General features: G+C 68.5%; 22 protein-coding genes. 13 read left to right on the forward strand and 9 right to left on the reverse strand.

The window, feature by feature from the left end:
- Window positions 1-72 precede the first annotated feature (72 nt).
- A complete protein-coding gene (locus QFZ53_RS10850; RefSeq protein WP_307296250.1) occupies window positions 73-1,365 on the reverse strand; it encodes an MFS transporter in 1,293 nt (430 codons plus the stop codon).
- A gap of 176 nt (window positions 1,366-1,541) precedes the next feature.
- Here QFZ53_RS10850 and rpsO point away from each other — a divergent pair, with 176 nt between their 5' ends.
- The 3 genes from rpsO to QFZ53_RS10865 all read left to right on the forward strand — a co-directional run bounded on the left by rpsO (window position 1,542) and on the right by QFZ53_RS10865 (window position 3,197).
- The gene (rpsO, locus tag QFZ53_RS10855; RefSeq protein WP_005048780.1) at window positions 1,542-1,811 is read left to right on the forward strand and encodes a 30S ribosomal protein S15; all 270 of its coding nucleotides are present in this window, start codon (window positions 1,542-1,544) and stop codon (window positions 1,809-1,811) included.
- A 155-nt stretch (window positions 1,812-1,966) separates the two neighbouring features.
- Window positions 1,967-2,866, forward strand: a complete 900-nt coding sequence (locus tag QFZ53_RS10860; protein WP_307296252.1) for a hypothetical protein — start codon at window positions 1,967-1,969, stop codon at window positions 2,864-2,866.
- A complete protein-coding gene (locus QFZ53_RS10865; protein ID WP_292905827.1) occupies window positions 2,859-3,197 on the forward strand; it encodes a transcriptional regulator in 339 nt (112 codons plus the stop codon). The genes QFZ53_RS10860 and QFZ53_RS10865 overlap by 8 nt, the downstream gene beginning before the upstream one ends.
- 13 nt (window positions 3,198-3,210) lie before the next feature.
- Here the strand turns inward: QFZ53_RS10865 and QFZ53_RS10870 are convergent, their stop codons facing one another.
- A complete protein-coding gene (locus tag QFZ53_RS10870) occupies window positions 3,211-4,212 on the reverse strand; it encodes an isopenicillin N synthase family dioxygenase (RefSeq protein WP_307296257.1) in 1,002 nt (333 codons plus the stop codon).
- A 148-nt stretch (window positions 4,213-4,360) separates the two neighbouring features.
- Here QFZ53_RS10870 and efeU point away from each other — a divergent pair, with 148 nt between their 5' ends.
- Genes efeU through efeB form a run of 3 tightly spaced genes read left to right on the forward strand, consistent with a single transcriptional unit; the run spans window position 4,361 to window position 7,873 of the window.
- Window positions 4,361-5,305 (forward strand): iron uptake transporter permease EfeU, encoded by a 945-nt coding sequence (efeU, locus tag QFZ53_RS10875; RefSeq protein ID WP_307296260.1) that lies wholly within the window; start codon window positions 4,361-4,363, stop codon window positions 5,303-5,305.
- Window positions 5,302-6,534, forward strand: a complete 1,233-nt coding sequence (gene efeO, locus QFZ53_RS10880; RefSeq protein WP_307296264.1) for an iron uptake system protein EfeO — start codon at window positions 5,302-5,304, stop codon at window positions 6,532-6,534. The genes efeU and efeO overlap by 4 nt, the downstream gene beginning before the upstream one ends.
- 25 nt (window positions 6,535-6,559) lie before the next feature.
- Window positions 6,560-7,873, forward strand: coding sequence for an iron uptake transporter deferrochelatase/peroxidase subunit (gene efeB / locus QFZ53_RS10885; RefSeq protein WP_373426285.1), 1,314 nt, complete (start codon window positions 6,560-6,562; stop codon window positions 7,871-7,873).
- On the opposite strand, the gene QFZ53_RS10890 is transcribed toward efeB, so the two are convergent.
- Both QFZ53_RS10890 and QFZ53_RS10895 read right to left on the reverse strand, forming a co-directional pair.
- The gene (locus QFZ53_RS10890) at window positions 7,870-8,748 is read right to left on the reverse strand and encodes a serine hydrolase domain-containing protein (RefSeq protein WP_307296265.1); all 879 of its coding nucleotides are present in this window, start codon (window positions 8,746-8,748) and stop codon (window positions 7,870-7,872) included. The two genes, efeB and QFZ53_RS10890, sit on opposite strands and share 4 nt — an antisense overlap.
- Window positions 8,745-9,875 carry an acyltransferase family protein gene (locus tag QFZ53_RS10895; protein WP_307296268.1) on the reverse strand — a complete coding sequence of 377 codons (1,131 nt, stop codon included), beginning with the start codon at window positions 9,873-9,875 and terminating at the stop codon, window positions 8,745-8,747. Before QFZ53_RS10895 ends, QFZ53_RS10890 begins: the two co-directional genes overlap by 4 nt.
- A 110-nt stretch (window positions 9,876-9,985) precedes the next feature.
- On the opposite strand from QFZ53_RS10895, the gene QFZ53_RS10900 reads away from it, so the two are divergent.
- Genes QFZ53_RS10900 through QFZ53_RS10915 form a run of 4 tightly spaced genes read left to right on the forward strand, consistent with a single transcriptional unit; the run spans window position 9,986 to window position 14,073 of the window.
- Window positions 9,986-11,212, forward strand: coding sequence for an LLM class flavin-dependent oxidoreductase (locus QFZ53_RS10900; RefSeq protein ID WP_292905836.1), 1,227 nt, complete (start codon window positions 9,986-9,988; stop codon window positions 11,210-11,212).
- 1 nt (window position 11,213) lies between these two features.
- Window positions 11,214-11,858 carry an FMN reductase gene (locus QFZ53_RS10905; protein ID WP_307296272.1) on the forward strand — a complete coding sequence of 215 codons (645 nt, stop codon included), beginning with the start codon at window positions 11,214-11,216 and terminating at the stop codon, window positions 11,856-11,858.
- A gap of 57 nt (window positions 11,859-11,915) precedes the next feature.
- Window positions 11,916-13,268 (forward strand): FAD-binding oxidoreductase, encoded by a 1,353-nt coding sequence (locus QFZ53_RS10910; protein WP_307296275.1) that lies wholly within the window; start codon window positions 11,916-11,918, stop codon window positions 13,266-13,268.
- Between the two features lie 55 nt (window positions 13,269-13,323).
- A complete protein-coding gene (locus tag QFZ53_RS10915; RefSeq protein ID WP_307296278.1) occupies window positions 13,324-14,073 on the forward strand; it encodes an SDR family oxidoreductase in 750 nt (249 codons plus the stop codon).
- A gap of 3 nt (window positions 14,074-14,076) precedes the next feature.
- Here QFZ53_RS10915 and QFZ53_RS10920 read toward each other — a convergent pair whose 3' ends face one another.
- Complete coding sequence (locus QFZ53_RS10920; protein WP_307296282.1) at window positions 14,077-14,769, reverse strand: response regulator; 693 nt, start codon at window positions 14,767-14,769, stop codon at window positions 14,077-14,079.
- Window positions 14,766-16,034, reverse strand: coding sequence for an ATP-binding protein (locus QFZ53_RS10925; RefSeq protein ID WP_307296285.1), 1,269 nt, complete (start codon window positions 16,032-16,034; stop codon window positions 14,766-14,768). Before QFZ53_RS10925 ends, QFZ53_RS10920 begins: the two co-directional genes overlap by 4 nt.
- A 151-nt stretch (window positions 16,035-16,185) precedes the next feature.
- Between QFZ53_RS10925 and QFZ53_RS10930 the strand changes: the two genes are divergently transcribed.
- Entirely contained in the window at window positions 16,186-17,625 is a 1,440-nt protein-coding gene (locus QFZ53_RS10930; protein WP_307296288.1) for a cation:dicarboxylate symporter family transporter, read from the forward strand.
- 53 nt (window positions 17,626-17,678) lie between these two features.
- On the opposite strand, the gene QFZ53_RS10935 is transcribed toward QFZ53_RS10930, so the two are convergent.
- Window positions 17,679-17,855 carry a DUF5302 domain-containing protein gene (locus tag QFZ53_RS10935; protein ID WP_160298187.1) on the reverse strand — a complete coding sequence of 59 codons (177 nt, stop codon included), beginning with the start codon at window positions 17,853-17,855 and terminating at the stop codon, window positions 17,679-17,681.
- Between the two features lie 40 nt (window positions 17,856-17,895).
- On the reverse strand, window positions 17,896-18,468 hold the full coding sequence (locus QFZ53_RS10940) for a DedA family protein (RefSeq protein ID WP_307296291.1): 573 nt from the start codon (window positions 18,466-18,468) through the stop codon (window positions 17,896-17,898).
- 154 nt (window positions 18,469-18,622) lie between these two features.
- Between QFZ53_RS10940 and QFZ53_RS10945 the strand changes: the two genes are divergently transcribed.
- Window positions 18,623-20,545: a GDSL-type esterase/lipase family protein gene (locus QFZ53_RS10945; RefSeq protein ID WP_307296294.1), complete on the forward strand. Its 1,923-nt coding sequence runs from the start codon at window positions 18,623-18,625 to the stop codon at window positions 20,543-20,545.
- A gap of 49 nt (window positions 20,546-20,594) precedes the next feature.
- Here QFZ53_RS10945 and QFZ53_RS10950 read toward each other — a convergent pair whose 3' ends face one another.
- Window positions 20,595-21,905, reverse strand: a complete 1,311-nt coding sequence (locus QFZ53_RS10950; protein WP_307296297.1) for a UDP-glucose dehydrogenase family protein — start codon at window positions 21,903-21,905, stop codon at window positions 20,595-20,597.
- A 360-nt stretch (window positions 21,906-22,265) separates the two neighbouring features.
- Between QFZ53_RS10950 and QFZ53_RS10955 the strand changes: the two genes are divergently transcribed.
- The gene (locus QFZ53_RS10955) at window positions 22,266-24,548 is read left to right on the forward strand and encodes a polyribonucleotide nucleotidyltransferase (RefSeq protein ID WP_292905856.1); all 2,283 of its coding nucleotides are present in this window, start codon (window positions 22,266-22,268) and stop codon (window positions 24,546-24,548) included.
- Window positions 24,549-24,746 lie beyond the last annotated feature (198 nt).

Below are 24,746 nucleotides of genomic sequence, written 5' to 3' on the forward strand. Positions count from 1 at the left end.
CGGCGTACGACGCCGAAAGGCCTGGAGCACTGCGACGTCCGAATTCCGCCGACGATCGGCAGGATCGTGTCGTCAGGCTGCAGGCCGCTCAGCATCGTAGGCGCGGAAGCGCGGGTTCGCTCGAGCGAGCACGGCGACCAGGCCGATCACCAGGAAACCGCCCAGCAGCGGAGGGAACCACACTGCGGTGAGCGTCGCGAGCGCGCCGGCGTAGAGGGCGCCCACGCGCGGTCCGCCGGCGACCACGATGATGAAGACGCCCTGCAGGCGACCGCGCATGCTGTCGGGCACCGCCGCCTGCATCATCGTGTTGCGGTAGATGGAGCTGATGTTGTCGGCGGCGCCGGAGAGCGCGAGAGCGAAGCAGGCCGTCAAGATGAGTGCGAGGTTCGGCGTCTGCTCGGAGGCCCGGGGGAGGAAGACTCCCACCAGCAGGACGGCGCCGAACAGTGCGATGGCCGCGCCGTACGCCTGCACGGCGCGTTCGATGCCGCGCCCGTGCCAGCGGTACTGCACCACGCGCCCCGAGAACAGGCTGGACGCGAACGTGCCGACGGCGACGGCGGCGGTGAGGACGCCGGTGGTCACGGCGCCGCCGCCGAGCAGCACGGTGCCGAGGGCGGGGAACAGGGCGAGAGGCTGACCGAAGGTCATCGCGACGATGTCGAGGATGTACTGCATCCGGATGTTGCTCGAGCGGCGCAGGAACCGCCAGCCGTCCTTGAGCGACTCCAGCCCAGGGCGGACGATCTCGCCCTCGGGCTTCAGCGGCGGCAGGGTCCAGAGCCCGAGGAACATCGAGAGCATCAGCACGACGTCGATCGTGTATGTCCAGCCGTAGCCGGTGAGCGCGACCAGCACCCCCGCGAGGGCGGGTCCCGCCATGACGGTCAGCCCGAACGCGACGCCGTTCAGAGCGGATGCCGAGGCCAGCATCTCTCGGGGGATGAGGCGCGGCACGATGGCGGTACGGGTGGCCATGCCCACCGAGTTCGCCGCGGAGTTGATCATGCTGAGGACGTAGAGCCACCAGATGGTCTCGAGGCCCGTCCATGTGAGCGCGGCGAGCAGTGCCGTCGATGCGAAGGTCACCGAGGCGGCGACAAGGGCGACGGAGCGTCTGTCGAAGGCGTCGGCGAGCATGCCTCCGTAGAGGCCGGCGAGGATCATGGGCACGAGTCCGGCGACGGCGATCATCGAGACCGCGAACGTGTTGTGAGTGAGGGCGAACACGTGCAGCATCACGGTGACGATCGTGAGCTGCCCGCCGATGCCGGTGAGCGTCGATCCGATCCACATCCGTGCGAACGCCGGACTCTCCTTCAACGGGGTGAGATCGATGAGGTGCCCGTTCGTGGCTCTCACTCCTCTGGCCGGTCCTGCATGCTTCGAGCGTATCCGAGAAGCGGCAGGCGACTGGTCGTCTGCCGGTCGTGATCGCTGGTAGACTCTTCAGGTTGCCGTTTGATCGGCCGCGGATAAAGAGAGCTCGCACATCAGGTGCCGGGCACCGCGCAACAAGCAGAGAGGGGATCGAATCTATGGCACTGGAAGCAGACGTCAAGAAGGCGATCATCGAAGAGTACGCGACGCACCCCGGTGACACCGGATCCCCCGAGGTGCAGGTCGCAATGCTGACGCAGCGCATCAAGGACCTCACCGAGCACCTGAAGGAGCACAAGCACGACCACCACTCGCGTCGTGGCCTGTTCCTGCTCGTCGGTCAGCGCCGTCGCCTGCTGGGTTACCTGCAGGACATCGACATCAACCGCTACCGTTCGCTCATCGAGCGTCTCGGCCTGCGTCGATAAGGCATAACGACCAGCGTTCAATCGCGCAAAACGTTCTTGGAAGGCCGCCCCACGGTGTGGGGCGGCCTTCGTCGTGTCCGGGCTTGACCTGTGAGCTGCTTTCCTTTAGGAAAGTAGAAGACTTTCCGAAGGGAAAGCGAACAGGAGCGCCGATCGTGGATCACAAGCCCATGCGAGGGATCGAACCGCTGGAGCCGCCCACGCCCGATCTGGCGCAGTCGTATCTCGACGAGATCGACGTCGTCGAGCGACGACGGGACGAGCGGATCGATCGTCGGGCGGCAGGGTGGCAGCTCGCCTTCAACGGGCTGGGAGTCGCAGTCGTGCTGACGGCCTACCTGCTGGTCGTGCGCGGGAGCGATGGTGCGATGGCGCTTCAGCCCATGCTGTTCCTGCTCATCCTCTGGGGGCAGATCGGCGTAGGGGTGGCTGAGCGCTCCGGGGTGCGCTGGCGGACATCGGGCAAGAGGCCCTGGCAGGTGATCGTCGTGATCCTGCTCGCGATCGTGGCCGTCTGCTCTTTCATGGTGCTCTTGATCGACTCCGCCGAGCGTCCGCTGTGGGCGTTCTTCGTGCCGGGTGCGATCGTCGCGATCGGTTTCGGCGGGCCCGCTGCCGTCCAGTTCTTGCGCAGCCGGGGACGCGTCGCTGTCATCGAGCTGCCGTACGAGCCGATGCCACGTGCCTCACGCCTCGCCACAGCAGGTCTCGGGCTTCTTCTGGGCCTCGCGGTGCTGGCCGTCGGGTACGGATCCACCCTGTTCGCCTCCGTCGGCTCCACGATCCTCATGTTCGCAATGGTGGCGTGGATCCTGGCCTCGAGGACGGATGCCGGGCCGCAGGCTCTCGGGCGGTTCTGGAGATGGCCGCAGATCCTGGCCTACCTGCTCGGCGTGGCCGTCGTGATCGGGCTCAGTCTGCTGGAGGTCTACACGGACGTCGTGCAGTCGTGGATGATCGGGGCGTGCGCGGTGCTGGTCGTGCTGCTGCTCGCCGGCGCGGCGTTCCTGCCGGACGCGGGAGCACGACGGGCGGCGGATGGTCGCGATGGCTGATCGACAGGAATCCGCGAGCCGTGCGCACCCGCGCACGCGCCTCGACGACAACTTCTCGACGGGGCTGCGGTTCTCGCTGATGGCCTCTCTGGGCGAGCAGGTCGAACTCGACTTCGCGACTCTGGCCGACATCCTGCAGGCCAACGACTCGGCTCTCAGCAAGGCGATCTCGCACTTGAACGACGCCGGATACGTGGCGGTGACGAAAGGGCGCATCGGCAGTCGCCCCCGCACCTGGGTGCGCTCGACCGCGGCGGGGATCGACGCCTTCGCCGGTCATCTGAGCGCGCTGCGCGAGATCGTGGAGATCGGCGAGCAGCGCTCATCCTGACGGCCCCTCCCGATCAGCCCGCCGCGACCAGGTCCGGGTGGTGGATCGCCGCGACGTCCGGGTGGGCGCGCAGCCTCGATTTCAGGGCGTTCTCGCCGTAAAGGGCGTGGATCGGATTCCGCGGATCGGCCGTGACGCCGGTCGCCGCGGCCGCGAGATCCTCGGGCAGCTCGATGAGCGGCAGTCGTTTGTCGAGTGCGGGGTTGAAGAAGAACGGGATCGAGATGCGCTCGTTCGGTGCCTGAGGTGAGACGACGCGGTGGTTCGTCGCCTTCAGATAGCCGCCGGTCGCGTACTCGAGCAGTTCGCCGATGTTGACGACGAATGCTCCGGGCACCGGGGGAGCGTCAACCCATGCGCCGTCGCGTTCGACCTGCAGACCGCCCTTGCCCGGCTCCACCCAGAGCAGCGTGAGAACGCCGGAATCCTTGTGCGCTCCGACACCCTGCTGCGGCTCGGGTTCGTGCGTACCCGGGTAACGGACGATCTTGATCAGCGTCGACGGCTCGCCGAAGTGCTCATCGAAGTAGTCGGACTCCGCTCCCAGAGTCTCGGCCCACGCGCGCAGGAGTTTGCGGGAGACCTCGGACAGCGTCGCATGCCACTCCTCGACGACGTCCTTGAGCTCGGGCTGGGCGGCCGGCCACAGGTTGGGCCCGATCAGGCGGTTGTAGGCGGCGCCTCCGTCGACGGCGTCGCGCTCAGGTCCGATGTCGATCTGCTCGCGCCAGTCGACCTGTCCCTGGGTGCGCTCGCCGCCGATGCGGGTGTAGCCGCGGAAGTGAGGACTGTTGACGTTCTCGATCGCGAGCTTCTCCTCTTCAGGCAGCGCGAAGAAGTCGAGCGCGGCGCGATGCAGGCGGGCCTCCAGCTCGGAGGAGACGCCCGTGCCGGTCAGATAGAAGAACCCCACGTCGTGCGTCGCCGCGCGCAGGTCGTCGCGGAATCGCGCAGCGGCCTCCGGACCGGCGTCGAGCTGAGAGAGGTCGAGGATTGGGAGCGAGAGTTCAGCCATGACCCGAGAGTAGATCGGGTTATCCCGGGGAGAGGCGAGTGTTGCAGAGGATTACCCGCGGTGACGGCGTTCGGACGACGCAGGAGCGGATGCTAGAGTCTTCTCGGTAAGGGATGCCTTACCTCATTCACCCGGAGAAGTTCATCCCGTGCTCGCCACCTTTCTGATCGGCCTTCGCGAGGGCCTCGAAGCCGCGCTCGTCGTCGGCATCCTCGTCGCCTACCTCCGCCGGCTCGGCAGACAGGACGCGCTGCCCCGGATGTGGGCGGGCGTGGGCCTTGCCATCGCCCTCGCGCTCGGGATCGGCGCGGTTCTGACATTCGGCGCGTATTCGCTGACGTTCGAGGCCCAGGAGCTGATCGGCGGACTGCTGTCGTTGCTCGCGGTCGGCATGGTCACCTGGATGATCTTCTGGATGCAGAAGGCCGGACGCACCATGAAGGCCACGCTCGAGAGCGGGCTCGACCGCGCGCTCTCGGTCGGGGGTCTGTGGGCGCTCATCGCGATCGGCTTCGTCTCGGTGGCCAGAGAGGGCATCGAGACGACGCTGCTGCTGTGGTCGATGGTGCAGTCGTTCGGCGATGCCCCGGCCGCCCTGCTCGGGGCGCTTCTCGGCCTCGCCGGCGCCGTCGTGATCGGCTGGCTCCTGGCCCGCGGCGCCGTCAAGCTCGACCTCCGCCGGTTCTTCGCCTGGACCAGCGGCTTCCTTGTCATCGTGGCCGCCGGCGTGCTCGCCTACGCCGTGATGGACCTGCAGGAGGCCGGCGCCCTCCCCGGGCCCTTCACCGAAGCCGCGCCGATCGACCCGACATCGGGTGCCGTTGGCACCGGCTGGTCGGCCTTCCCCTTCGGATGGGCGTTCGACGTCACCGCCGTGATCCCGCCCGACAGCGTCTGGGCCACGGTCCTGCAGGCGACCGTCGGATTCATGCCGCGGATGACCTGGATGCAGGTCTCGGCATGGACTCTCTACTTCGTGATCGTCGGAATCTTCTTCATCCGCGGCATCCGCTCCCGCAAGCCGACGCGTGACGCGGCGACTGTGCCGGCTGATCCCGCGACGTCTTCTCTCACACAGCAAGGAGCAGCATGACCACCTCCCGCCGAATCCTCGGTGCCCTGGCGGCCGCCGGTGCAGCCGCGCTCGTCCTGAGCGGCTGCGTCGCCAAGGCCGATGTCGCCGCCGGCGCCTCGTTCGACGTCTCCTCGACAGACAGCGCATGCGCAGTGTCGGGCGCGACGGCGAAGAGCGGCACGCTTGTGTTCGACGTCACGAACGACAGCAGCCAGACCAGCGAGTTCTACCTGCTCGCCGACGACGGCCTGCGCATCGTCGGCGAGGTCGAGAACATCGCCCCCTCGGCATCCCGCACGCTGACCGTGGTCGCGCAGCCGGGTACCTACTACACGCTGTGCAAGCCCGGCATGGTGGGCGACGGCGTGGGCAAGGCCGAGTTCACCGTGACCGGCGACCGCGTCACCGTGACCGGGAAGGACGCCGAGCAGAAGCAGCAGGCCGTCGATCTGTACGCCGCCTTCGTGAAAGACCAGGTCGGACAGCTCGTGCCCGCGGTCGACGACTTCGTCGCCGCCTACGAGTCCGGCGACGACGAGGCCGCGCGTGCGCAGTTCCCGCAGGTCCGCGCATTCTACGAGCGCATCGAACCGGTCGCCGAAGCGCTGGGCGACCTCGATCCGCGCATCGACTTCCGCGAGGTCGACGCCGTCGCCGACGGTCTCGACTGGACCGGATTCCACCGGATCGAGAAGGACCTCTGGGTGCCCGCGCAGGACGCCCTCAACGCCGATGGAGAGACTCCCGCGTGGCAGGACTGGGCACAGTCGACGCCTGAGGACCGCGCGGGCTTCGGCGACCAGCTGATCGCCGACGTGCAGGAGCTGTACGACTACGTGCACTCCGACGACTTCACCGACGCGCTGGACGATCAGGGCATCGGCGGCATCTCCAACGGCGCGATCGCGCTGCTCGACGAGGTCGCGACCGGCAAGATCTCGGGCGAGGAGGACTGGTGGTCCGGCACGGACCTCTACGACTTCGCCGCCAACGTCGAGGGGTCGAAGATGGCGTTCTCCCTCGTGCAGGACTTCGCCGAGTCTCAGGGCGAGGAGGGCGAGACGCTCGTGTCCGAGATCGAAGACGGCTACGCTGCGCTCGAGGCGGCGCTCGCGAAGCACGGCTCCCTCACCGACGGCTTCGTGAACTACTCGGAGCTCACGGAGGATGACAAGCGCGAGTTCACCGATCTGATCAACGCGCTGGCGGAGCCGCTGTCGCAGCTCACCGGCACGGTCCTCGACTGATCGCCGCACCAGGTACGATCCCGAAGTGAGCGAAAGCACGACGGATGCCGCGACCACCGCATCGGATGACGATGCGGTGGCCGCGGCATCCTCTTCTCCTGGCCTCAGCAGGCGCGGTCTCCTCGGACTCGCACTCGGCGGAGGCGTCGCCGGTCTCGCCGTCGGTGTGGGCGCAGGTGTGGCTGGGGGAGTGGCCCTCGGACGGGCCAGGGCGGCCGAAGAGGCGCAGACCGCGTACGACTTCTTCGGCGCCCATCAGGCGGGCATCACGACGCCCGTGCAAGAGCATCTGCACTTCGCCTCGTTCGACATGATGCCCCGTACCGACCGCGACGACCTCATCTCGCTGCTGCAGGACTGGTCGTATGCGGCATCGCGGATCACGCAGGGTCTCGAGGTCAGCGCGACCGGTGCTGTGGGAGGCGACGCCGAGGAGCCGCCGGATGACACCGGTGAGGCGCAGGGGCTTCCTGCCGCCGGCCTCACGATCACGATCGGATTCGGCCCGAGCCTGTTCGAGAACGAAGACGGCGACCGCTACGGCATCGCCGATCGGCGTCCCCAGGCACTGGAGCGGCTGCCCCCGTTCGTGGGCGACGATCTCGATCCCGCGCACTCGCAGGGCGACCTGTGCATCCAGGCCTGCGCAGACGATCCGCAGGTCGCCGTGCACGCGATCCGCAACCTCAGCCGCATCGCGTTCGGCCGGGCGCGACTGCGCTGGTCGCAGCTCGGGTTCGGCAAGACCTCGCGCACCACCTCTGCACAGGCGACCCCGCGCAACCTGTTCGGGTTCAAAGACGGCACCGCGAACATTCTGGCCGACGATGCGAAGGCGCTCGAACAGAACGTGTGGGTCGCCGTATCCGACGAGCCGGGCTGGATGGCCGGCGGCTCCTACCTCGTCGCGCGCAAGATCGCGATGCTGATCGAGACCTGGGATCGCGTTCGTCTGAGCGAGCAGGACGCGATCATCGGGCGCGAGAAGGGCAGCGGCGCCCCGCTCTCGGGCGGCGACGAGTTCACAGAGCCGAAGTTCTCCGGAACCGCGATCGACGCGAACTCGCACGTGCGCCTCGCCCACCCCGATCAGAACGACGGGATCCGCATCCTTCGTCGCGGCTTCAACTACGTCGACGGCAACAACGAGCTCGGCCGGCTGGCTGCAGGGCTCTTCTTCCTCTCGTATCAACGGGATCCGCAGCAGTTCATCGCTCTGCAGAAGCGGCTGTCGACCGACCTGATGAGCGAGTACATCCGGCACGTCGGCTCCGGCATCTGGGCGGTGCCGCCCGGCGCTGCGAGCGGATCGTACGTCGGGGCAGGGCTGTTCGCCTAGACGCGGTCGGGCTCGGCGCGCGCTGCATCCACGGCGAAGGCCGCCATGGCATCGGCGCCGAAGTGGTCGTCGGCGGTGATCGTGATCACCGCCGGGCCGGCGAGGAGGAGCATCTGGCCTCCGGCGCCGTGCAGCCTCCAGGCGTGTCCTGGCCCTCCCCAGCCGGCGAGGGCGTAGCGGTCGTATCCCGGGCTCGTGCCGGCGTCGACCCACTCGGAGTGCATCGCGTCGATCCAACCCGTCGAGACGAGCTGCCGCCCCTGCCAGCGGCCACCGTCTCTGATCAGCCGGCCGAGACGCGACATCTCCTCTGTGCGCAGCGCGAGCCCTCCGCCTGCGACGATCCTCCCGTTCGGACACCTCTGCCACTCGAGGTCCCTGATGCCCAGAGGGTCGAACAATCGAGGTCGGAGGTACTCGAGCACGTCGCCCGTGCGGGCGGCGAGCACGGTCATCGCCGTATACGTGCTCGCATTGCTGTACTGGAAGGCGCGCCCTCGTGAGGGACGAGCGAGGAACTCGCGCGCGAGGTCCGGCCAGTCCGTCATCAGAGTCTCCGACCAGGGCAGATCGATGCCGCTGGACATGCTCAGCAGATGCCGGAGGGTGACTCCGTCGACGCCGGGGCCGATGTCGAAGTCCGGAAGATACTCGGCGACCGGGACGTCGAATCCGACGAGCCCCTCGTCGGCGGCCATGCCCGCGGCGAGAACGCAGATTCCCTTCGCGACCGACTGGATATCTTCGCGGACGTCATCCGCCCACCGGTGCTCGACGGCGTCATCGCCCAGAAGAACATGCATCCCGTGCGCACCGAAGCCCGTGGCATCCGCCTCGTGCACGAGCGAGTCGAGAAGGAGCTGCGCGCGGGTCATCGCGGCCTGCGCGAGCCGGTCGGGTCGCTGCGGTGCCCCTCGCGAGAGGCGAGCTGCGGGTCGGCGAACAGCCAGGTCGGTCGCGGCTCGACGAGGGGCCGGAACAGCCTGCGGACGGGCTTGGTCGCGAGCAGCAGCGCGATCAGCACCGAGGAGATCGTCACGAGAGGCAGCCAGAGCCACGTGGGCTCGGCGTTGCGCAGAATGCCGGTCTCGCGGAATGGATACAGGATGAAGGAGTGCAGCAGGAACACGTACATCGTGTATTGTCCGAACGCCGTCCACCAGTACTGCCCGCGAGGGATGAGCGTGAAGAAGGCGGCGCTGAGCACAACGGCGACGACCATGAGAGCGATGCGGATCCCGCCGGCCCACCACTGCTCGCCGCCGAGCTCGGCGTAGGCGTCTTCGTAGAAGAGCCAGTGCCTCAGGTCGATCTTCTGCCAGACATCCAGCCAGAACCAGGCGGCGAAGCCGGCGCCGATCAGGAGAGCTGCAGCGACGACCCGGCTCCACCACGGGCGACGCACCAGCAGACCGAAGCGGTTCACGATGTCGTGCTCGCGCAGCCACCAGCCGAGCGTGAAGAACGGCAGCAGCCCCAACGTGCGCGACAGCGAGAAGGTGCTGTCGATGTTGGGGAGGTAGCCCACCCCGATCGAGATGACGACCGTCCACAGCAGCGGCCAGCGCAACAGGGCGAGATAGGGGAGCACGAGCCGGAAGATGCCGAGCGCGAGCAGGAACCAGAGGGTCCACGACGGCTTGGTGGGATTCGGATTCGCCTGTCCTTCGACGAGCCACTTCGTGAAGGTCCAGACGAGTTCGAAGATGAGATAGGGCACGAGGATGTCGGTGATGATCCGCGCCATCTGCACCCGCGTGGGCGAGCCGGATTTCGAGAAGTGGCCGGAGATGATCGCGAAGGCCGGCATGTGGAACGCGTAGAGGGCGAGATAGAAGGCCAGCGCGATGTCGGAGTCGTAGATGAGTCGCTGGATCGCGTGCCCGAGCACGACGAGCACGATGCACACGTACCGGGCGTTGTCCCAGAACGGCACCCGGCGACGTGGCCGCGAGATCCCTCCCGTGACGGGCGTCGTCATGTCGGATCCGGCGCTGTTCATCCTCCGAGGCTACCCCCGGGAATAAAGTTGGTGCGGTCGCGTTGACTCATATACATTCAAATGAATAGAAACGGATGCAGGGTCATCCGATTCGGAGAGCATGGAGAATCATGAGCGAGCAGTCAGGCGCACAGGCGATGCAGTTCGGCATCATGTCGGTCAGCGACATCACCCGCGACCCCACCACCGGCGTCACGCCCAGCGAACAGGAGCGCATCAAGGCGACTCTGACCATCGCGAAGCACGCGGAGGAAGTCGGTCTCGACGTCTTCGCGATCGGCGAGCACCACAACCCTCCGTTCTGGTCTTCCAGCCCCACGACCTTCCTCGCCGCGCTCGCCGCGCAGACGGAGCGTCTGATCGTCTCCACCTCGACGACGCTGATCACGACGAACGACCCGGTGCGCATCGCCGAGGAGTACGCGATGCTGCAGCACGTGTCCGACGGCCGCATGGATCTCATGCTCGGCCGCGGCAACACCGGCCCCGTCTATCCGTGGTTCGGCCAGGACATCCGCCAGGGACTTCCGCTCGCCATCGAGAACTACGCGCTGCTGCGCAAGCTGTGGGATGAGGACGTCGTCGACTGGGAGGGCAAGTTCCGCACGCCGCTGCAGGGCTTCACCTCGACTCCGCGCCCGCTCGACGGCATCTCGCCGTTCGTATGGCACGGTTCGATCCGCACTCCCGAGATCGCCGAGCAGGCCGCGTACTACGGTGACGGGTTCTTCGCGAACAACATCTTCTGGCCGAAGGAGCACTACCAGCGTCTGATCGAGCTGTACCGTCAGCGCTTCGCGCACTACGGGCACGGCACAGCGGAGCAGGCGATCGTGGGGCTCGGCGGCCAGGTCTTCATGGCGGCGAAGTCGCAGGATGCCGTCACTCGGTTCCGTCCCTACTTCGACAACGCGCCGGTGTACGGACACGGTCCGAGCCTCGAGGACTTCAGCGAGATGACGCCGCTGACCGTCGGCTCGCCGCAGCAGGTGATCGACCGCTACGCGGCCATGCGCGAGCACTACGGCGACTACCAGCGCCAGCTGTTCCTGATCGACCACGCCGGACTTCCGCTGAAGGCCGTCCTCGAGCAGCTCGACATCCTCGGCTCCGAGGTCGTGCCTGTACTGCGCGCAGAACTCGCGAAGGATCGCCCTGCAGCGGTTCCGGATGCTCCCACCCACGCCGCACGCGTCGCCGCCGTGTACGGCGACGGGCCGACCCGGCAGGCTCGCCCCGGTGCGAATCGCGGAGACAACCTCACCGGCGACTCGCCCTATCAGGACACGCCGGCACCCGCCGGCGCCGCATTCGGGCTCGGCCGGAAGGAGGCCTGAGATGACCACTCGTCGCATCGCCGTCATCTCGGCAGGTCTGTCCAACCCGTCATCGACCCGGATGCTGGCCGATCGGCTGGCCGCCGAGACCGTCAAGGCTCTCGCCGCGGACGGCATCGAGGCGAGCATCGACGTGATCGAGCTGCGCGACTACGCGCACGACATCACGAACAACATGCTCACCGGCTTCGCGCCGCCCGCGCTGGAGACCGCCATCAACACGGTGGTGTCGGCTGACGCTCTGATCGCGGTCACCCCGATCTTCTCGACGAGCTACTCGGGACTGTTCAAATCGTTCATCGACGTGCTCGACCCCGACGCGCTCACCGGAAAGCCTGTGCTGATCGGCGCCAACGCGGGAACAGCCAGGCACTCGCTCGCGATCGACTACGCGATCCGACCGCTGTTCGCCTATCTGCACGCGGATGCCGTCTCGACCGGAGTGTTCGCGGCATCCAGCGACTGGGGCGGAACCGGCGACGATGTCGCCCCGCTCGCGAAGCGCGTCGAGAAGGGCGCGAAGGAGCTGGCTGTCGCCATCGCCGCACGCGACACCGTCGCGGTCGCCGACCCCTACGATCCGGCCACCTACCTCGGCGAAGGAAGATCGTTCGGTCACATGCTGGGCGGCCTCGCCGGCGAGTGATCGAACGCGGGGCGTGACGCCGTCGACAATGTCCTCGGGGCGTCGTACGGTGGCGTCATGCCCCTTCTCTCTGCGCTCGAGGCCGTCCGCCCCCGGCTGGTCGGCTCGCTCGTGCTTCCCTCCGACGACGACTTCGACGACGCGCGACGCCCGTGGAATCTCGCGGTCGAGCAGACCCCCGCCGGGGTCGCCATGCCCGCGGGGGTCGACGATCTCCGCGCGCTGCTGAACGCTGTACGCGATGCCGGGGCCGCTCTCGCGGTGCAGCCCAGCGGTCACGGGGCGTCCGGAGATCTCCGCGACGCCGTGATCGTGCGCACGTCGGCCTTCGACGACCTCGAGGTGGACGTCGCAGCAGGGCGGGTGCGCGTCGGCAGCGGAGTCCGCTGGGGCGCCGTGGTCGATGCGCTCGAGGGCACGGGATGGTCGGCTCCCGCGGGCACGAGTCCGGTGGTCAGCGTCGCCGGCTACACGCTCGGCGGGGGGCACTCGTGGTTCAGCCGCACAGCGGGCCTTGGCTCTGACAACCTTCGAGCGGCCTGGGTGCTGCGCGCAGACGGAACCCATGAGCGCGTCGACGACGAAAGCGATCCGGACCTCATGTGGGCGCTGCGCGGAGCAGGCGGCATCGTCGGTATCGTCACCGCCCTCGAGATCGATCTCGTCCGCACACCGGCGCTCTGGGGGAGCGCGTTCACCTTCGACGCGGCGGACGCCGCCGCCGTGATGCGCGCAGTCCGTGATCTGGCGGCGGTCGCGCCGCATAGCCTCAACGTGTTCATGAACTCCCTGCGGATGCCCGATGCGCCGCAGCTGCCCGACGAGATCCGCGGACGCAGCTTCCTCTCCGTGCAGGCGCTCTCGTCAGACGGTTCGGTCGACGATCTGCTCTCCGGCGTACGACGTGCAGGCTCGGTCCAGCGGGAGATCAGCGGCCCGACATCTCCGGCGACGCTCGCGGCCGCGTCGAACGAGCCGACCGAACCGACCCCTGGACGGGGCGCGTCCGTGGCACTGTCGGTGTTCGACGACGACACGATCGAACAGCTCGCCGAGTTCCGTCAGCGAGACGAGCAGTGGCCGGTCGTCGGCATCGACATCCGCATGCTCGGCGGAGCCCTCGACGAACCCCGGCGTGCGGGATTCGCGTCGTTGCAGGGCGCACAGTGGCTTCTGCACGCGCTCGCGCCGCAGTTCCCCGGTGCTCCCGCAGAACCCGGCGAGGCGAGCCTGTCCGGGTTCCGCGAGCTGCTCAGCGCGGTGCAGGCGCCACGCACGGTGACGACGTTCCTCGCCCCTGAGCAGACGCTGGAGCGCTGCGGCTCCGCCACCGACATCGCACGCCTGCACACGCTGCGCGAGACGCTCGACCCCGACGGCGTCCTGCACGAAGGCAGATTGCCGCGCTGAGACCGCGCGGCTCACGGTAGCGTCGTCGTGGCGCACACCGTACGGAGGAGAGCCCATGGAGATCGCAGTCGCAGGCGGAACCGGCACCGCCGGGAGCGAAGTCGTGCGGGTCGCACAGCAGCGCGGTCATCGCGTCCGCGTTCTCACGCGCGGCAACGGCGTCGACGTCCGCTCCGGCACGGGGCTCGACGAGGCCCTCGCCGCGACGGATGTCGTGATCGACGCACTCAGCACCTCGACCCGCAGTGCCGGCGCCGCCGTCGACTTCTTCACCGAGACGTCTTCGCACCTGCTCGCGTCGGGTCATCGTGCAGGCGTCGGCCACCACATCGCCCTGTCGATCGTCGGCGTCGACCGCGCCCCGTACGGGTACTACGCCGGAAAGCTCGCTCAGGAGCAGACCGTGCTGTCGGGCAGAGTGCCCTGGACGATTCAGCGCGCGACGCAGTTCCACGACTTCGTCGCCCAGACGTACCGAGGTGCGTCCTTCGGTCCCTTGCACCTGGCCCTGCGCATGCGCACGCAGCCGATCTCGGTGGTCGAGGTCGCCACGCGCCTCGTCGATCTCGCCGAAGCCGGCCCGGCGCAGCGGGCGTCCGACATCGCCGGGCCGCAGGAGGAGCAGCTCGTCGACATGATGCGGTCCTGGGCCGCTCACACCGGACGGGCCGGGTGGATGCCGGCGTTCTCGCTGCCGGGCGCCTTCGGCCGCGCGATCCGCGACGGCAGCATCCTGCCGGACGGCGACGCCGACCTCGGCACCGTGACGTTCGCGGACTGGCTCGCGGCGCAGCCGCGGGGCTGAGCGTCAGCCGGCCTCGCTCCCGCGGATCCAGGAGTACTCGGTCTCGGGGCGCCCAGGCGCACCGTACCGGGCGGCGCGCGCGATCACGCCATCGGCGGCGAGGTGCTCCAGGTAGCGTCGCACGGCGACGCGAGACATCCCGAGTGCGGCGGCCGTCTCGCTGGCCGAAAGCGGACCGGTCGCCCGCACGACGGAGCCCACGCGCCCGAGGGTCTCGGGCGAGAGGCCCTTGGGCAACGGCATCCGTCCTCCCGCGCGGCCGAGCAGCGCGTCGATCTCGGCCTGCGTCGCCTCTCCGTCGGTGGATCGTGCCTGCTTCCGGTGCTCGCGGAACGCGAGCATGCGCTCCCTGAACGTCGCGAAGGAGAACGGTTTGACGAGGTACTGGTAGACGCCGAGCGCAGCCATCTGACGGACCGTCTCGGCATCTCGCACCCCGGTGATGGCGATCACATCCACGGATGCGCCCCGGGCGCGCAGCGTCCGCAGCACATCGATGCCGGTTCCGTCCGGCATGGTGATGTCGAGGAGCACGAGGTCGAATGCGCGCCCGTCCGGCGGGCCGAGCACGGCTGCGAGCGCCGCGCGGGCTCCGCTGCATTCGCCGCCGACGACGAAGCCGTCGAGTCGCTCGAGATAGGTGCGATGCAGTTCCACGGTCAAGGCGTCGTCGTCGACGATCAGGGTGCGGATCACGATCTGCGCCTCCGCGTCGAGGGGAGCGTCACGCGGAAGGTCGTGGGAGAGCTGGATACCTCCACCGTCCCGCCGGCCTCCTCGACGATCGAACGCACGAGAGCGAGTCCCACGCCGCGTCCCTGCGCATCAGCGGGTTTCGTGGAGAAGCCGTGCTCGAAGATGCGCTCACTCAGCTCGCGCGGGATGCCGGGGCCGCTGTCGGAGACCTCGAGCACCACCCCGCCGCTGTCGGAGGGGTGCAGCGCCACCTCGACCCGGCTGTCGGGAGAACCGGCGGCCGCATCCATGGCGTTGTCGATGAGGTTCCCGAGCACCGACACGCTGTCGACCGGAGTGAGCGCCGAGCGCGGGGTGTCCGGTTCGATGCGCACTCGCCAGTCGATGCCCCGCTCCTTCGCCTGAGACGCCTTGCCGAGCAGCAGGGCGCCCACTGTCGGGTCGCCGTGCCGACGCGCGGTCACCTGATCGACGAGGGATTGGCTCTCGCGGGAGGTTTCGGTGAGGATGTCGATCGCCTCCTGGGTGCGCCCGAGCTCGAGCAGCGCCACCGCGGTGTGCATCCGATTGCCGTGCTCGTGCGTCTGCGCGCGCAGCGCCTCGCCAAGGGTGCGGATCGACTCGTACGACGACACCGCATCTCGGACGGTTCCCGGGGGGAGGTCCCCGGCGATCCGCCTCGTCACCCTGCGCGCCGTCCACGCGCCGAGAGCGCCGATTCCGACGAGCACGCTCGTGATGGCGAGAGACAGTGGCAGCCGTCGCAGAAGGGTCTCTGAGATGGACTCCGTGGTGACGCCGGCGGAGACCCAGCCCACAAGCGCGCCGTCGGACGCCGTCACGGGGACGATCGTGCGCACGGACGGACCCAGCGTTCCCGTGAAGGTCTCGGTGAGGGCTACCGGCGAGGGCGGGATCGTGCCGAGGTAGCGCCCGCCGATCTGTCCCTGGTCGGGGTGGGTGATCCGCACGCCTTCCACCGTCATGATGGTGACGAAGTCCAGCCCGGCCTCATCGATCACCCTCAACGCGTACGGTTCGAGCGCTGCGGTGGCGCTCTCGTGGTCGTCGCTGCGCAGAGCCGAGACCACCTCTCCGGAGGACGCGATGGCCGCGGCGGCCACTGCCGTGGCCCTTTCCGCCTCGGCCTGCACGGCCCGCTGCGTCTCGACCACGAGGAACCCGGCGACGAGCACGCCGATCACGAGGGCGGCCGACAGCAGCATCAGGAACACGCGCGAGGCGATGCTGCGGGAACGTGCCATCTCGCTCCTCCGCTCGCCGTCGATGTGGTCGTCAGTGACCAATACGACCACAAATGGCGTGGTCGCGCGACGTCGATCACCGTGGGATGCACCGGACGCGACGTCGCAGCCGGCACATGACACGACGACGTTCATGATCGAGGAGGACCACATGGCCATCACAACCGGATTCACCCTGCCGGGTTTCCATTGGCGGCGAGGCAAGCAATCCTGGGACCGCCACACCTGGCTGTACGTCTCGGTGCTGCTCGCAGTCGTGCTCGGTGCTCTCGTCGGCCTCATCTGGCCCGAGGTCGGTCAGAGCTTCGAGGCGCTGGGGAAGGGCTTCGTCGCCCTGATCAAGATGATGATCGCGCCCATCATCTTCTGCACGATCGTGATCGGCGTCGGCTCGATCGCCAAGGCGGCGACCGTGGGCAAGATCGGCGGTCTCGCGCTGCTGTACTTCATGGTCATGTCGACCTTCGCGCTCGCGATCGGCCTGGTCGTCGGCAACATCATCCACCCGGGTGAGGGGCTGAACATGGCCGGTGCGTCGTACGACACGACCGGCACCGAGGCGAAGACCACGCAGGAGTTCATACTCGGCATCATCCCGCCCACGTTCTTCGGCGCCTTCACGGGCGAGAGCGTTCTTCAGGTGCTGTTCATCGCACTCCTGGTCGGCTTCGCCCTGCAGGGCCTGGGTGAGCGCGGCGCCGGCATCATGGACGCCGTGAAGCAGCTGCAGAAGCTCGTGTTCCGCATCCTGGGCATGATCCTGTGGCTCGCACCCCTCGGAGCGTTCGGCGCGATCGCTGCGGTCGTCGGGAAGACGGGCGTCGCGGCGATCTGGAGCCTCGGCATCCTGATGGTCGCGTTCTACATCACCTGCATCCTGTTCATCGTCGCCGTGCTCGGCACGCTGCTCTGGGTGGTGACGAGGGTGAACATCTTCAGCCTGATGAGGTACCTCGGCCGCGAGTACCTGCTGATCGTGGGCACATCGTCGTCGGAGTCGGCTCTTCCCCGCCTGATCGCCAAGATGGAGCACGTGGGCGTCTCCAAGCCCGTGGTCGGCATCACCGTTCCCACCGGCTATTCGTTCAACCTCGACGGCACCGCGATCTACCTGACGATGGCGTCGCTGTTCATCGCCACCGGACTCGGGCAGCCGATGACGATCGGCGAGCAGATCGGACTGCTCGTGTTCATGATCATCGCGAGCAAGGGCGCCGCGGGCGTGACCGGCGCGGGACTCGCCACTCTCGCGGGCGGTCTGCAGGCGTACCGCCCCGATCTCGTCGACGGCGTCGGAGTGATCGTCGGCATCGACCGGTTCATGTCCGAAGGTCGTGCCCTCACCAACTTCACCGGCAATGCCGTCGCCACACTGCTGATCGGCACCTGGACGCGGCAGATCGATCGCACCAGGGTGCGTCAGGTGCTGGGTGGCGAACTGCCCTTCGACGAGTCGGTCCTTGACGGCGTCGACGGTCACGAGCCGGTCGCGTCAGCGCAGGCCGCCGACCTGCACGAGCTGAACGAGGCCGCGGTCGCCGAGATGTCGGCGAAGGAGCAGAGGGCCCGGGAGCGCGCCGCTCAGCGCTGAGCAGGAGGTGAGGGATGCGGGAACCGAAGACATCGGTTCCCGCATCCACGCGGTCAACCGCTCTTGCGTCGGAACTCGCGCCGCGTCTGCGGTGCGTGCGCGCCGTGGACGGCGGAGTCGCCGTCGAGGTGGGCTTCGCCCTGCCGGTGGTGCGCGTTCTTCTTCTCGAGCGCTTCCTTGAACTTGCGCTTCATGTCCTCGGGAGAGGATGCGCCTTCTTCGGTGCTCATGTCCGCCAGCCTAGGGCACGGCGCCCGGTGCATGGCAGGGTCACCGCCGCAGTCTGCGTGTCAGCACGTCGATCAGCGCACCCAGTCCGATCGCGACGGCGATCGAGACGATCACCGCGACCACCGGACCCCCGGGAAGAAAGGTCGCCACCAGCGCTCCCACCGAGGCCTGGTAGACCGCCCATCCTGCCGCCGCCAGGAGGACGAGTGCGAAATAGCGTGGTGCGTGGATGCGAGATGCTCCGGCCACGAGGTTGATCGCCAGCCGGGCGAAGGGCACGAATCGCGCGGTGAACAGCACCGTCGCCGTGCCGGCATCCAGTCGCAGTCTCGCCCACTGCAGCGCGCGCTGCACGCGCACTGTGCGCATCCAGCCCCAGCGGTCGATGCCGACCGTCCGTCCGATCAGATAGCAGGCGATATCCCCGGATGCCGCGGCGAGAGCGGCGCAGAGGATCACCGCCCACAGAGGCGGGGCGCCCGCGCTCGCCGAGATCGCGCCGAGGGCGGTCACGGCGACCTCACCGGGGATCACCACGATGAACGCGTCTCCCAGCACGAGGACGCTCATCACGGCGAGAGCCCATGGCGTGGTCAGCAGATCGATCGGCATGCACCCAGGGTGTGCGTTCGAGGTGAACGGCAACCAACGGTCGGATAGCCGGTGACCGGCGTTCCAGCATCGGGTGAACATCTGGTGCCCTGACCCGTTTCCGCACGCCGGGTGCTCGTGGCGGCGGCATTCTGAGGGTGTGAGAGTCGCGATCGTGACAGAGTCCTTCCTTCCGCACATGAACGGTGTCACCGGATCCGTGCTGCAGATCCTGAAGCACCTCGAACGCTCCGGGCACGACGCCCATGTCATAGCGCCCGCTGCTGCGGGCATTCCAGCCGCTATGCACGGCGCGGACGTGGAGGCGATCCCGAGCCTCGCCCTTCCGGGATACCGGAACGTGCGGGTCGGCACGTCTCCTGCGCACCGAGTGGCGGCCTCGCTCCGCCGATTCCGGCCCGACGTGGTGCACTTGGCGTCGCCGTTCGCGCTGGGGTGGCGCGGCGTGCTCGCTGCCGACCGGCTGGGCGTGGCATCCGTCGCCGCCTATCAGACCGATGTCGCCGCCTACACCGAGCGCTATCGAATCGCCGCGACCACGGGCATCGCCCAGACCCATATCGCTCGGCTGCACCGCCGGGCCACGCTCAGCCTCGCCCCCTCGAACGAATCGGCGCAGCAGCTCGCGGGGCTGGGCGTGGATCGAGTGCGACGCTGGGGCAGAGGAGTGGATGCGGAGCGATTCCATCCGTTGCGACGCGATGACGACCTGCGCGCCGAGTGGGGCACCGAGGTGGTGATCGGCTACGTCGGGCGGCTCGCTCCGGAGAAGCAGGTGGAGGACCTCGTGTCCCTGCGCGGCATCCCCGGTGCTCGTCTCGTGATCGTGGGCGACGGGCCGAGCCGGCAGCGCCTCGAGACCCTGCTGCCCGATGCCGTGTTCCTCGGTCATCTCGATGGCGAGGCGCTCGCCGCAGCGATCGCCTCGTTCGACCTGTTCGTGCACCCCGGGGAGAGCGAGACGTTCGGGCAGACGCTGCAGGAGGCGCACGCCAGCGGGGTGCCGGTCATCGCCACCGGACGAGGCGGTCCTCTCGACCTCGTGCGCATGGGGATCGACGGCTGGCTCTATCGGCCAGGCGACCTCGATGACCTCCGAATGCGGGTGAACGACCTCGCAGGCGACGCGCGCAAGCGCAGGGCGTTCGGCGAAGCGGGAAGAGAGGCCGTGCAGGGACGCAGCTGGGCGAAGGTCTGCGATCAGCTGCTCGGACACTTCGATGAGGCGAGGATGCTGAGCACCGTGGACCGCAGCCTGCGCGCTCGCCGCGTCGTGCGGCCGGAGACGTCGGCGCCGGTCACCGAGGCGCGCTGGCAGCGGTACGTCGCATTGGGCGATTCGCTCACAGAGGGGCTGTGCGATCCCGCGCCTGACGGTGCGCTGCGGGGGTGGGCCGACCGGCTCGCTCTGCTGCTGGCCGCGCGTGGCGGTCTGCACTATGCGAACCTCGCGATCAGATCCAAGCGGGTCGCCGACGTGTGCGGATCCCAGCTCGAGCGCGCGCTGCAGCTTCAGCCCGATCTCGTCTCGATCCTCGTCGGGGCGAACGATCTGGTGAAGCACCGTGCAGACGTCCCTGCGCTCGCTCGTCAGGTGGAGGATGCGATCGGGCAGCTCCGCGCCAGCGGAGCTGACGTGCTGCTGGTCACGCCGTTTCTGCCCGGCAGGCGGGCGGCGTCGATCTACACCCGGCGCTTCTCCGCCTTCGCGACCGCGCTCGCCGGGGTCGCCGCGCGCACGGGTGCGATCCTGATCGACACCGATCTGCACCCGACGCTGCGGGAGCGGCCGAACTGGGGTGAGGACCTCGTGCATCTGAGCAGCCGGGGGCACCGCTTCCTCGCCTACCGGGCGGGCGAGATCCTCGCCGTGCCGCACGCCGACGCCCTCGGCGCTCTCGACGCCGCTCTGCACGAGCACGAGCCGATCGGAGCAGGGCTCTGGTGGCGTCGGCACGCGCTGCCCTGGGTGTGGCGGCGTCTGCACGGCCGGGCCGCCGGCGACGGGCGCGCCGCCAAGCACAACGGGTACGTCTACCTCGGCCGCTCCAACGTCAGACGCGACGTGGAGGTGTAGCGCTCGCCACGAGGGTCCTCGGTGGAGCGGCGCACGAGCGCTCAGGGCGTCAGCGCCTTCCCATGCCGTGGTACGCCCAGCCCGCTGCCCGCCACGCGGCGGCGTCGAGGCAGTTGCGCCCGTCGACGACCACGCGCGCGGAGACCAGAGCGCCCGCGTGCTCCGGCGACAGATGACGGCGGTACTCGTCCCATTCGGTGACGACGACGACGGCATGCGCTCCCCGCAGCGCCTCATCGCGATCTCGTTCATATCCGAGCTGCGGGTGCACCGCCCTGGCGTTGTCGATCGCGGCGGGATCCGTCACCACGACGTCGGCGCCCAGCCCTCGCAGACGTACGGCCACGTCGAGAGCGGGGGAGTCGCGGATGTCGTCGCTGAAGGGCTTGAACGCGGCGCCGAGCACGGCGACGCGCTTGCCGAACACCAGACCGCCCAGTGCGTCGACGACGATCTGCACGGCTCGATCACGCCGACGGAGGTTGATGGCATCCACCTCGTGCAGGAAGCCGACCGACTCGCCGCGTCCGAGCTCCTCGGCGCGGGCGGCGAAGGCCCTGATGTCCTTCGGCAGGCACCCGCCGCCGAATCCGATGCCCGAGCCGAGATAGCGTCGCCCGATCCGGGTGTCGTGCCCGATCGCGTCCGCGAGAAGCGTCACATCAGCGCCGGCGGCCTCAGCGATCTCGGCCATCGCGTTGATGAACGAGATCTTCGTCGCGAGGAAGGCGTTGGCGGCTCCCTTGACGAGCTCTGCCGTCGCAGGATCCGTCACGAGGAACGGAGCGCCGGCCTCGACTGCTGGTCGGTAGACCTCGCGCAGGATCTCGGCGGCGCGCTCGCCGGACTCGCCCGACGAGACGCCGACCACGATGCGGTCGGGAGCCAGCGTGTCGTGCACCGCCCACCCCTCGCGCAGGAACTCCGGGTTCCACGCGAGCACGGCGCCGGTGGGCGCGATGCGGGCGGAGATGCCCGACGCGGTACCGACAGGAACGGTCGATTTGCCGGCCAGCACGTCGCCAGGGCGGAGGTGGGGCACGAGGTCGTCGACCGCGGCGTGGACGAATCGCAGATCTGCCGCGTGCCCGCCTGCAAGCTGGGGCGTGCCGACCGCCAGGAAGTGCACGCCCGCCCCTGCCGCGTCCGCCATGTGCGTGCTGAACCGGAGTCGTCCCGAGGCGAGGCCGGCCTGAAGGAGCTCGGCCAGCTGTGGCTCGAAGAAAGGAGCGGTGCCGGCCGACAGGGCCGCCACCTTCTGCTCGTCGACGTCGATGCCGACGACGTCGTGTCCGATCGAGGCCATCGCAGCGGCATGCACGGCACCGAGGTAGCCGCAGCCGATCACTGACAAGCGCATGGACCCAGCAGAGCGGATGCCGCCCACGCCGGGGCATCCGCGGGATGAACGGTGCGTGGCCGGGGCATGACCGATCCGCGATGTGAGCGGCGGCGGGGCTTTCCGTGCTCTCGCTGATAGGCTGGATGAGGTCGATCTGTGTCGACTCACAACTTCATATCGACTCATGGAGCGATCGGCGGAGAAGCTGGTCCCCTGTGGTGGGTTCCTCGGCGATCGTCGGGTGGCTTTCTACTGGTGGCCAGCGCAGGTGACATTCGCGGGAATGCCCGCGCGCCCGAACCCCGTCTTTCCGCTCCTTCATGAACACGCTCGCGCGTCATACGGATTCGCGAGTCTAAACAAAGAAGGAGAGACCTCTTGGAAGGTCCTGAAATCACCGCCACCGAGGCCGTTCTCGACAACGGCCGCTTCGGCACCCGCACCATCCGCTTCGAGACCGGCCGCCTCGCGCAGCAGGCTCAGGGCGCAGTCGCCGCGTACCTCGACGGCGAGACCATGCTCCTCTCGGCCACCAGCGCAGGCAAGCACCCGCGCGAGGGCTTCGACTTCTTCCCGCTGACGGTCGACGTCGAAGAGCGCTCCTACGCCGCGGGCAAGATCCCCGGCTCGTTCTTCCGCCGCGAGGGACGCCCGTCCACCGAGGCGATCCTGGTCTGCCGTCTGATCGACCGCCCACTTCGTCCGTCGTTCGTCGACGGACTGCGCAACGAGGTCCAGATCGTCATCACCGTGCTGTCGATCGCACCCGGCGAGTTCTACGACGCGCTGGCGATCAACGCGGCCTCCGCGTCGACCCAGATCTCGGGCCTGCCGTTCTCCGGCCCCGTCGCCGGTGTGCGCCTCGCGTTCATCCCCGGCCACGGCGAGCACGCCGATCAGTGGGTCGCGTTCCCGACTGCCGAGCAGGTCTCGGAGGCCGTGTTCGACCTGATCGTCGCCGGTCGCGTCGTCACGAAGGCCGATGGCTCTGAAGACGTCGCGATCATGATGGTCGAGGCCGAGGCGACCGAGGGCAGCTGGAACCTCATCAAGGCCGGCGCCACCAAGCCGAACGAGGAGATCGTCGCGCAGGGACTCGAGGCATCCAAGCCCTTCATCGCGCAGCTCGTCAAGGCTCAGGCCGAGCTCGCAGCGACCGCGTCGAAGGAGCCGGGTGTGTACCCGGTCTTCCCGGCGTACAGCCAGGAGGTCTACGACTTCGTGGCCGGCCGGTCCTACGACGAGCTGGTCGGGGTCTACCAGATCGCCGACAAGACCGAGCGCCAGACGGCCGACGACGCGATCAAGGACCGCGTCAGGGCTGAGCTGATCGAGGCCACCGAGGCGGGTTCGCTTCCGGCGGGGGCTCCGCTCGAGTTCTCCGCGGCGTACAAGTCGGTCACGAAGAAGATCGTGCGCGGACGCATCCTCACCGAGGGCGCTCGCATCGACGGTCGCGGCCTGGCGGACATCCGTCCGCTCGACGCCGAGGTGCAGGTCATCCCGCGCGTGCACGGCTCCGCGATCTTCCAGCGCGGCGAGACCCAGATCCTGGGCGTCACCACGCTGAACATGCTCAAGATGGAGCAGCAGATCGACTCGCTGTCTCCGACGACGAGCAAGCGCTACATGCACCACTACAACTTCCCGCCGTACTCGACCGGTGAGACCGGCCGCGTCGGTTCGCCGAAGCGTCGCGAGATCGGGCACGGCTTCCTCGCCGAGCGCGCACTCGTTCCGGTTCTGCCGAGCCGCGAGGAGTTCCCGTACGCGATCCGTCAGGTCTCCGAGGCGCTCAGCTCGAACGGCTCGACCTCGATGGGCTCCGTCTGCGCCTCGACCCTGTCGCTGCTGAACGCGGGTGTGCCCCTGCGCGCTCCCGTCGCCGGCATCGCGATGGGTCTCGTCTCCGACGAGGTCGACGGCGAGACGCGCTACGCGGCGCTGACCGACATCCTGGGTGCCGAGGACGCTCTCGGCGACATGGACTTCAAGGTCGCCGGCACGAGCGAGTTCGTCACGGCGATCCAGCTCGACACGAAGCTCGACGGCATCCCGTCGTCGGTGCTCGCCGGCGCGCTGACCCAGGCCCGCGAGGCTCGTCTGACGATCCTCAACGTCCTGAACTCCGCGATCGACGCTCCTGACGAGATGGCGCCCACCGCGCCGCGCGTCATCAGCGTGCAGATCCCGGTCGACAAGATCGGCGAGCTGATCGGCCCGAAGGGCAAGACGATCAACGCGATCCAGGACGAGACCGGTGCGCAGATCTCCATCGAGGAGGACGGCACCGTCTACATCGGCGCGACCGACGGCCCCTCGGCCGAGGCTGCCCGTGCCCAGGTCAACGCGATCGCCAACCCGACCAACCCCGAGGTCGGCGAGCAGTTCCTCGGAACCGTCGTGAAGATCGCCACCTTCGGCGCCTTCATCTCGCTGCTTCCTGGCAAGGACGGCCTGCTGCACGTCACCGAGGTGCGCAAGCTCGCCGGTGGCAAGCGCGTCGAGAACGTCGAGGACGTCCTGTCCGTGGGCCAGAAGATCCTCGTGAAGATCACGAAGATCGACGATCGCGGCAAGCTGTCGCTCGAGCCCGTGCTCGACGAAGCTCCGGCTGCCGAGGCTGATGCCGCTCCGGCTGAGGATGCTGCAGCCGAGTAAGCACCGCTGACACGACAGAACCCGGGCCTCGCCGAGCGAGGTCCGGGTTCTGTCGTATCCGATGTGACCAAACCGTTATGCGGTGTTTCCGCGCCGTTCCCTGGATTGGTCAGCGTGATCGCCGTTGTCGCATACCCTCGAAGTACGCACCGGGGGGTGCATAGGCAGCAGTGACGCAAGACCGGAACGCACGGTCGA

Origin of the sequence: Microbacterium natoriense, assembly GCF_030816295.1 — a bacterium.
GTDB lineage: Bacteria > Actinomycetota > Actinomycetes > Actinomycetales > Microbacteriaceae > Microbacterium > Microbacterium natoriense_A.

Coding starts and splice junctions, on each gene's coding strand:
- QFZ53_RS10940 (WP_307296291.1), bottom strand. CDS start 18,468: ATGCCGATCGATCTGCTGACCACGCCATGGGCTCTCGCCGTGATGAGC.
- QFZ53_RS10910 (WP_307296275.1), top strand. CDS start 11,916: ATGCCCCTTCTCTCTGCGCTCGAGGCCGTCCGCCCCCGGCTGGTCGGC.
- QFZ53_RS10915 (WP_307296278.1), top strand. CDS start 13,324: ATGGAGATCGCAGTCGCAGGCGGAACCGGCACCGCCGGGAGCGAAGTC.
- QFZ53_RS10900 (WP_292905836.1), top strand. CDS start 9,986: ATGAGCGAGCAGTCAGGCGCACAGGCGATGCAGTTCGGCATCATGTCG.
- QFZ53_RS10930 (WP_307296288.1), top strand. CDS start 16,186: ATGGCCATCACAACCGGATTCACCCTGCCGGGTTTCCATTGGCGGCGA.
- QFZ53_RS10895 (WP_307296268.1), bottom strand. CDS start 9,875: ATGAACAGCGCCGGATCCGACATGACGACGCCCGTCACGGGAGGGATC.
- QFZ53_RS10865 (WP_292905827.1), top strand. CDS start 2,859: ATGGCTGATCGACAGGAATCCGCGAGCCGTGCGCACCCGCGCACGCGC.
- QFZ53_RS10890 (WP_307296265.1), bottom strand. CDS start 8,748: ATGACCCGCGCGCAGCTCCTTCTCGACTCGCTCGTGCACGAGGCGGAT.
- rpsO (WP_005048780.1), top strand. CDS start 1,542: ATGGCACTGGAAGCAGACGTCAAGAAGGCGATCATCGAAGAGTACGCG.
- QFZ53_RS10870 (WP_307296257.1), bottom strand. CDS start 4,212: ATGGCTGAACTCTCGCTCCCAATCCTCGACCTCTCTCAGCTCGACGCC.
- QFZ53_RS10925 (WP_307296285.1), bottom strand. CDS start 16,034: ATGGCACGTTCCCGCAGCATCGCCTCGCGCGTGTTCCTGATGCTGCTG.
- QFZ53_RS10950 (WP_307296297.1), bottom strand. CDS start 21,905: ATGCGCTTGTCAGTGATCGGCTGCGGCTACCTCGGTGCCGTGCATGCC.
- efeO (WP_307296264.1), top strand. CDS start 5,302: ATGACCACCTCCCGCCGAATCCTCGGTGCCCTGGCGGCCGCCGGTGCA.
- QFZ53_RS10905 (WP_307296272.1), top strand. CDS start 11,214: ATGACCACTCGTCGCATCGCCGTCATCTCGGCAGGTCTGTCCAACCCG.
- QFZ53_RS10935 (WP_160298187.1), bottom strand. CDS start 17,855: ATGAGCACCGAAGAAGGCGCATCCTCTCCCGAGGACATGAAGCGCAAG.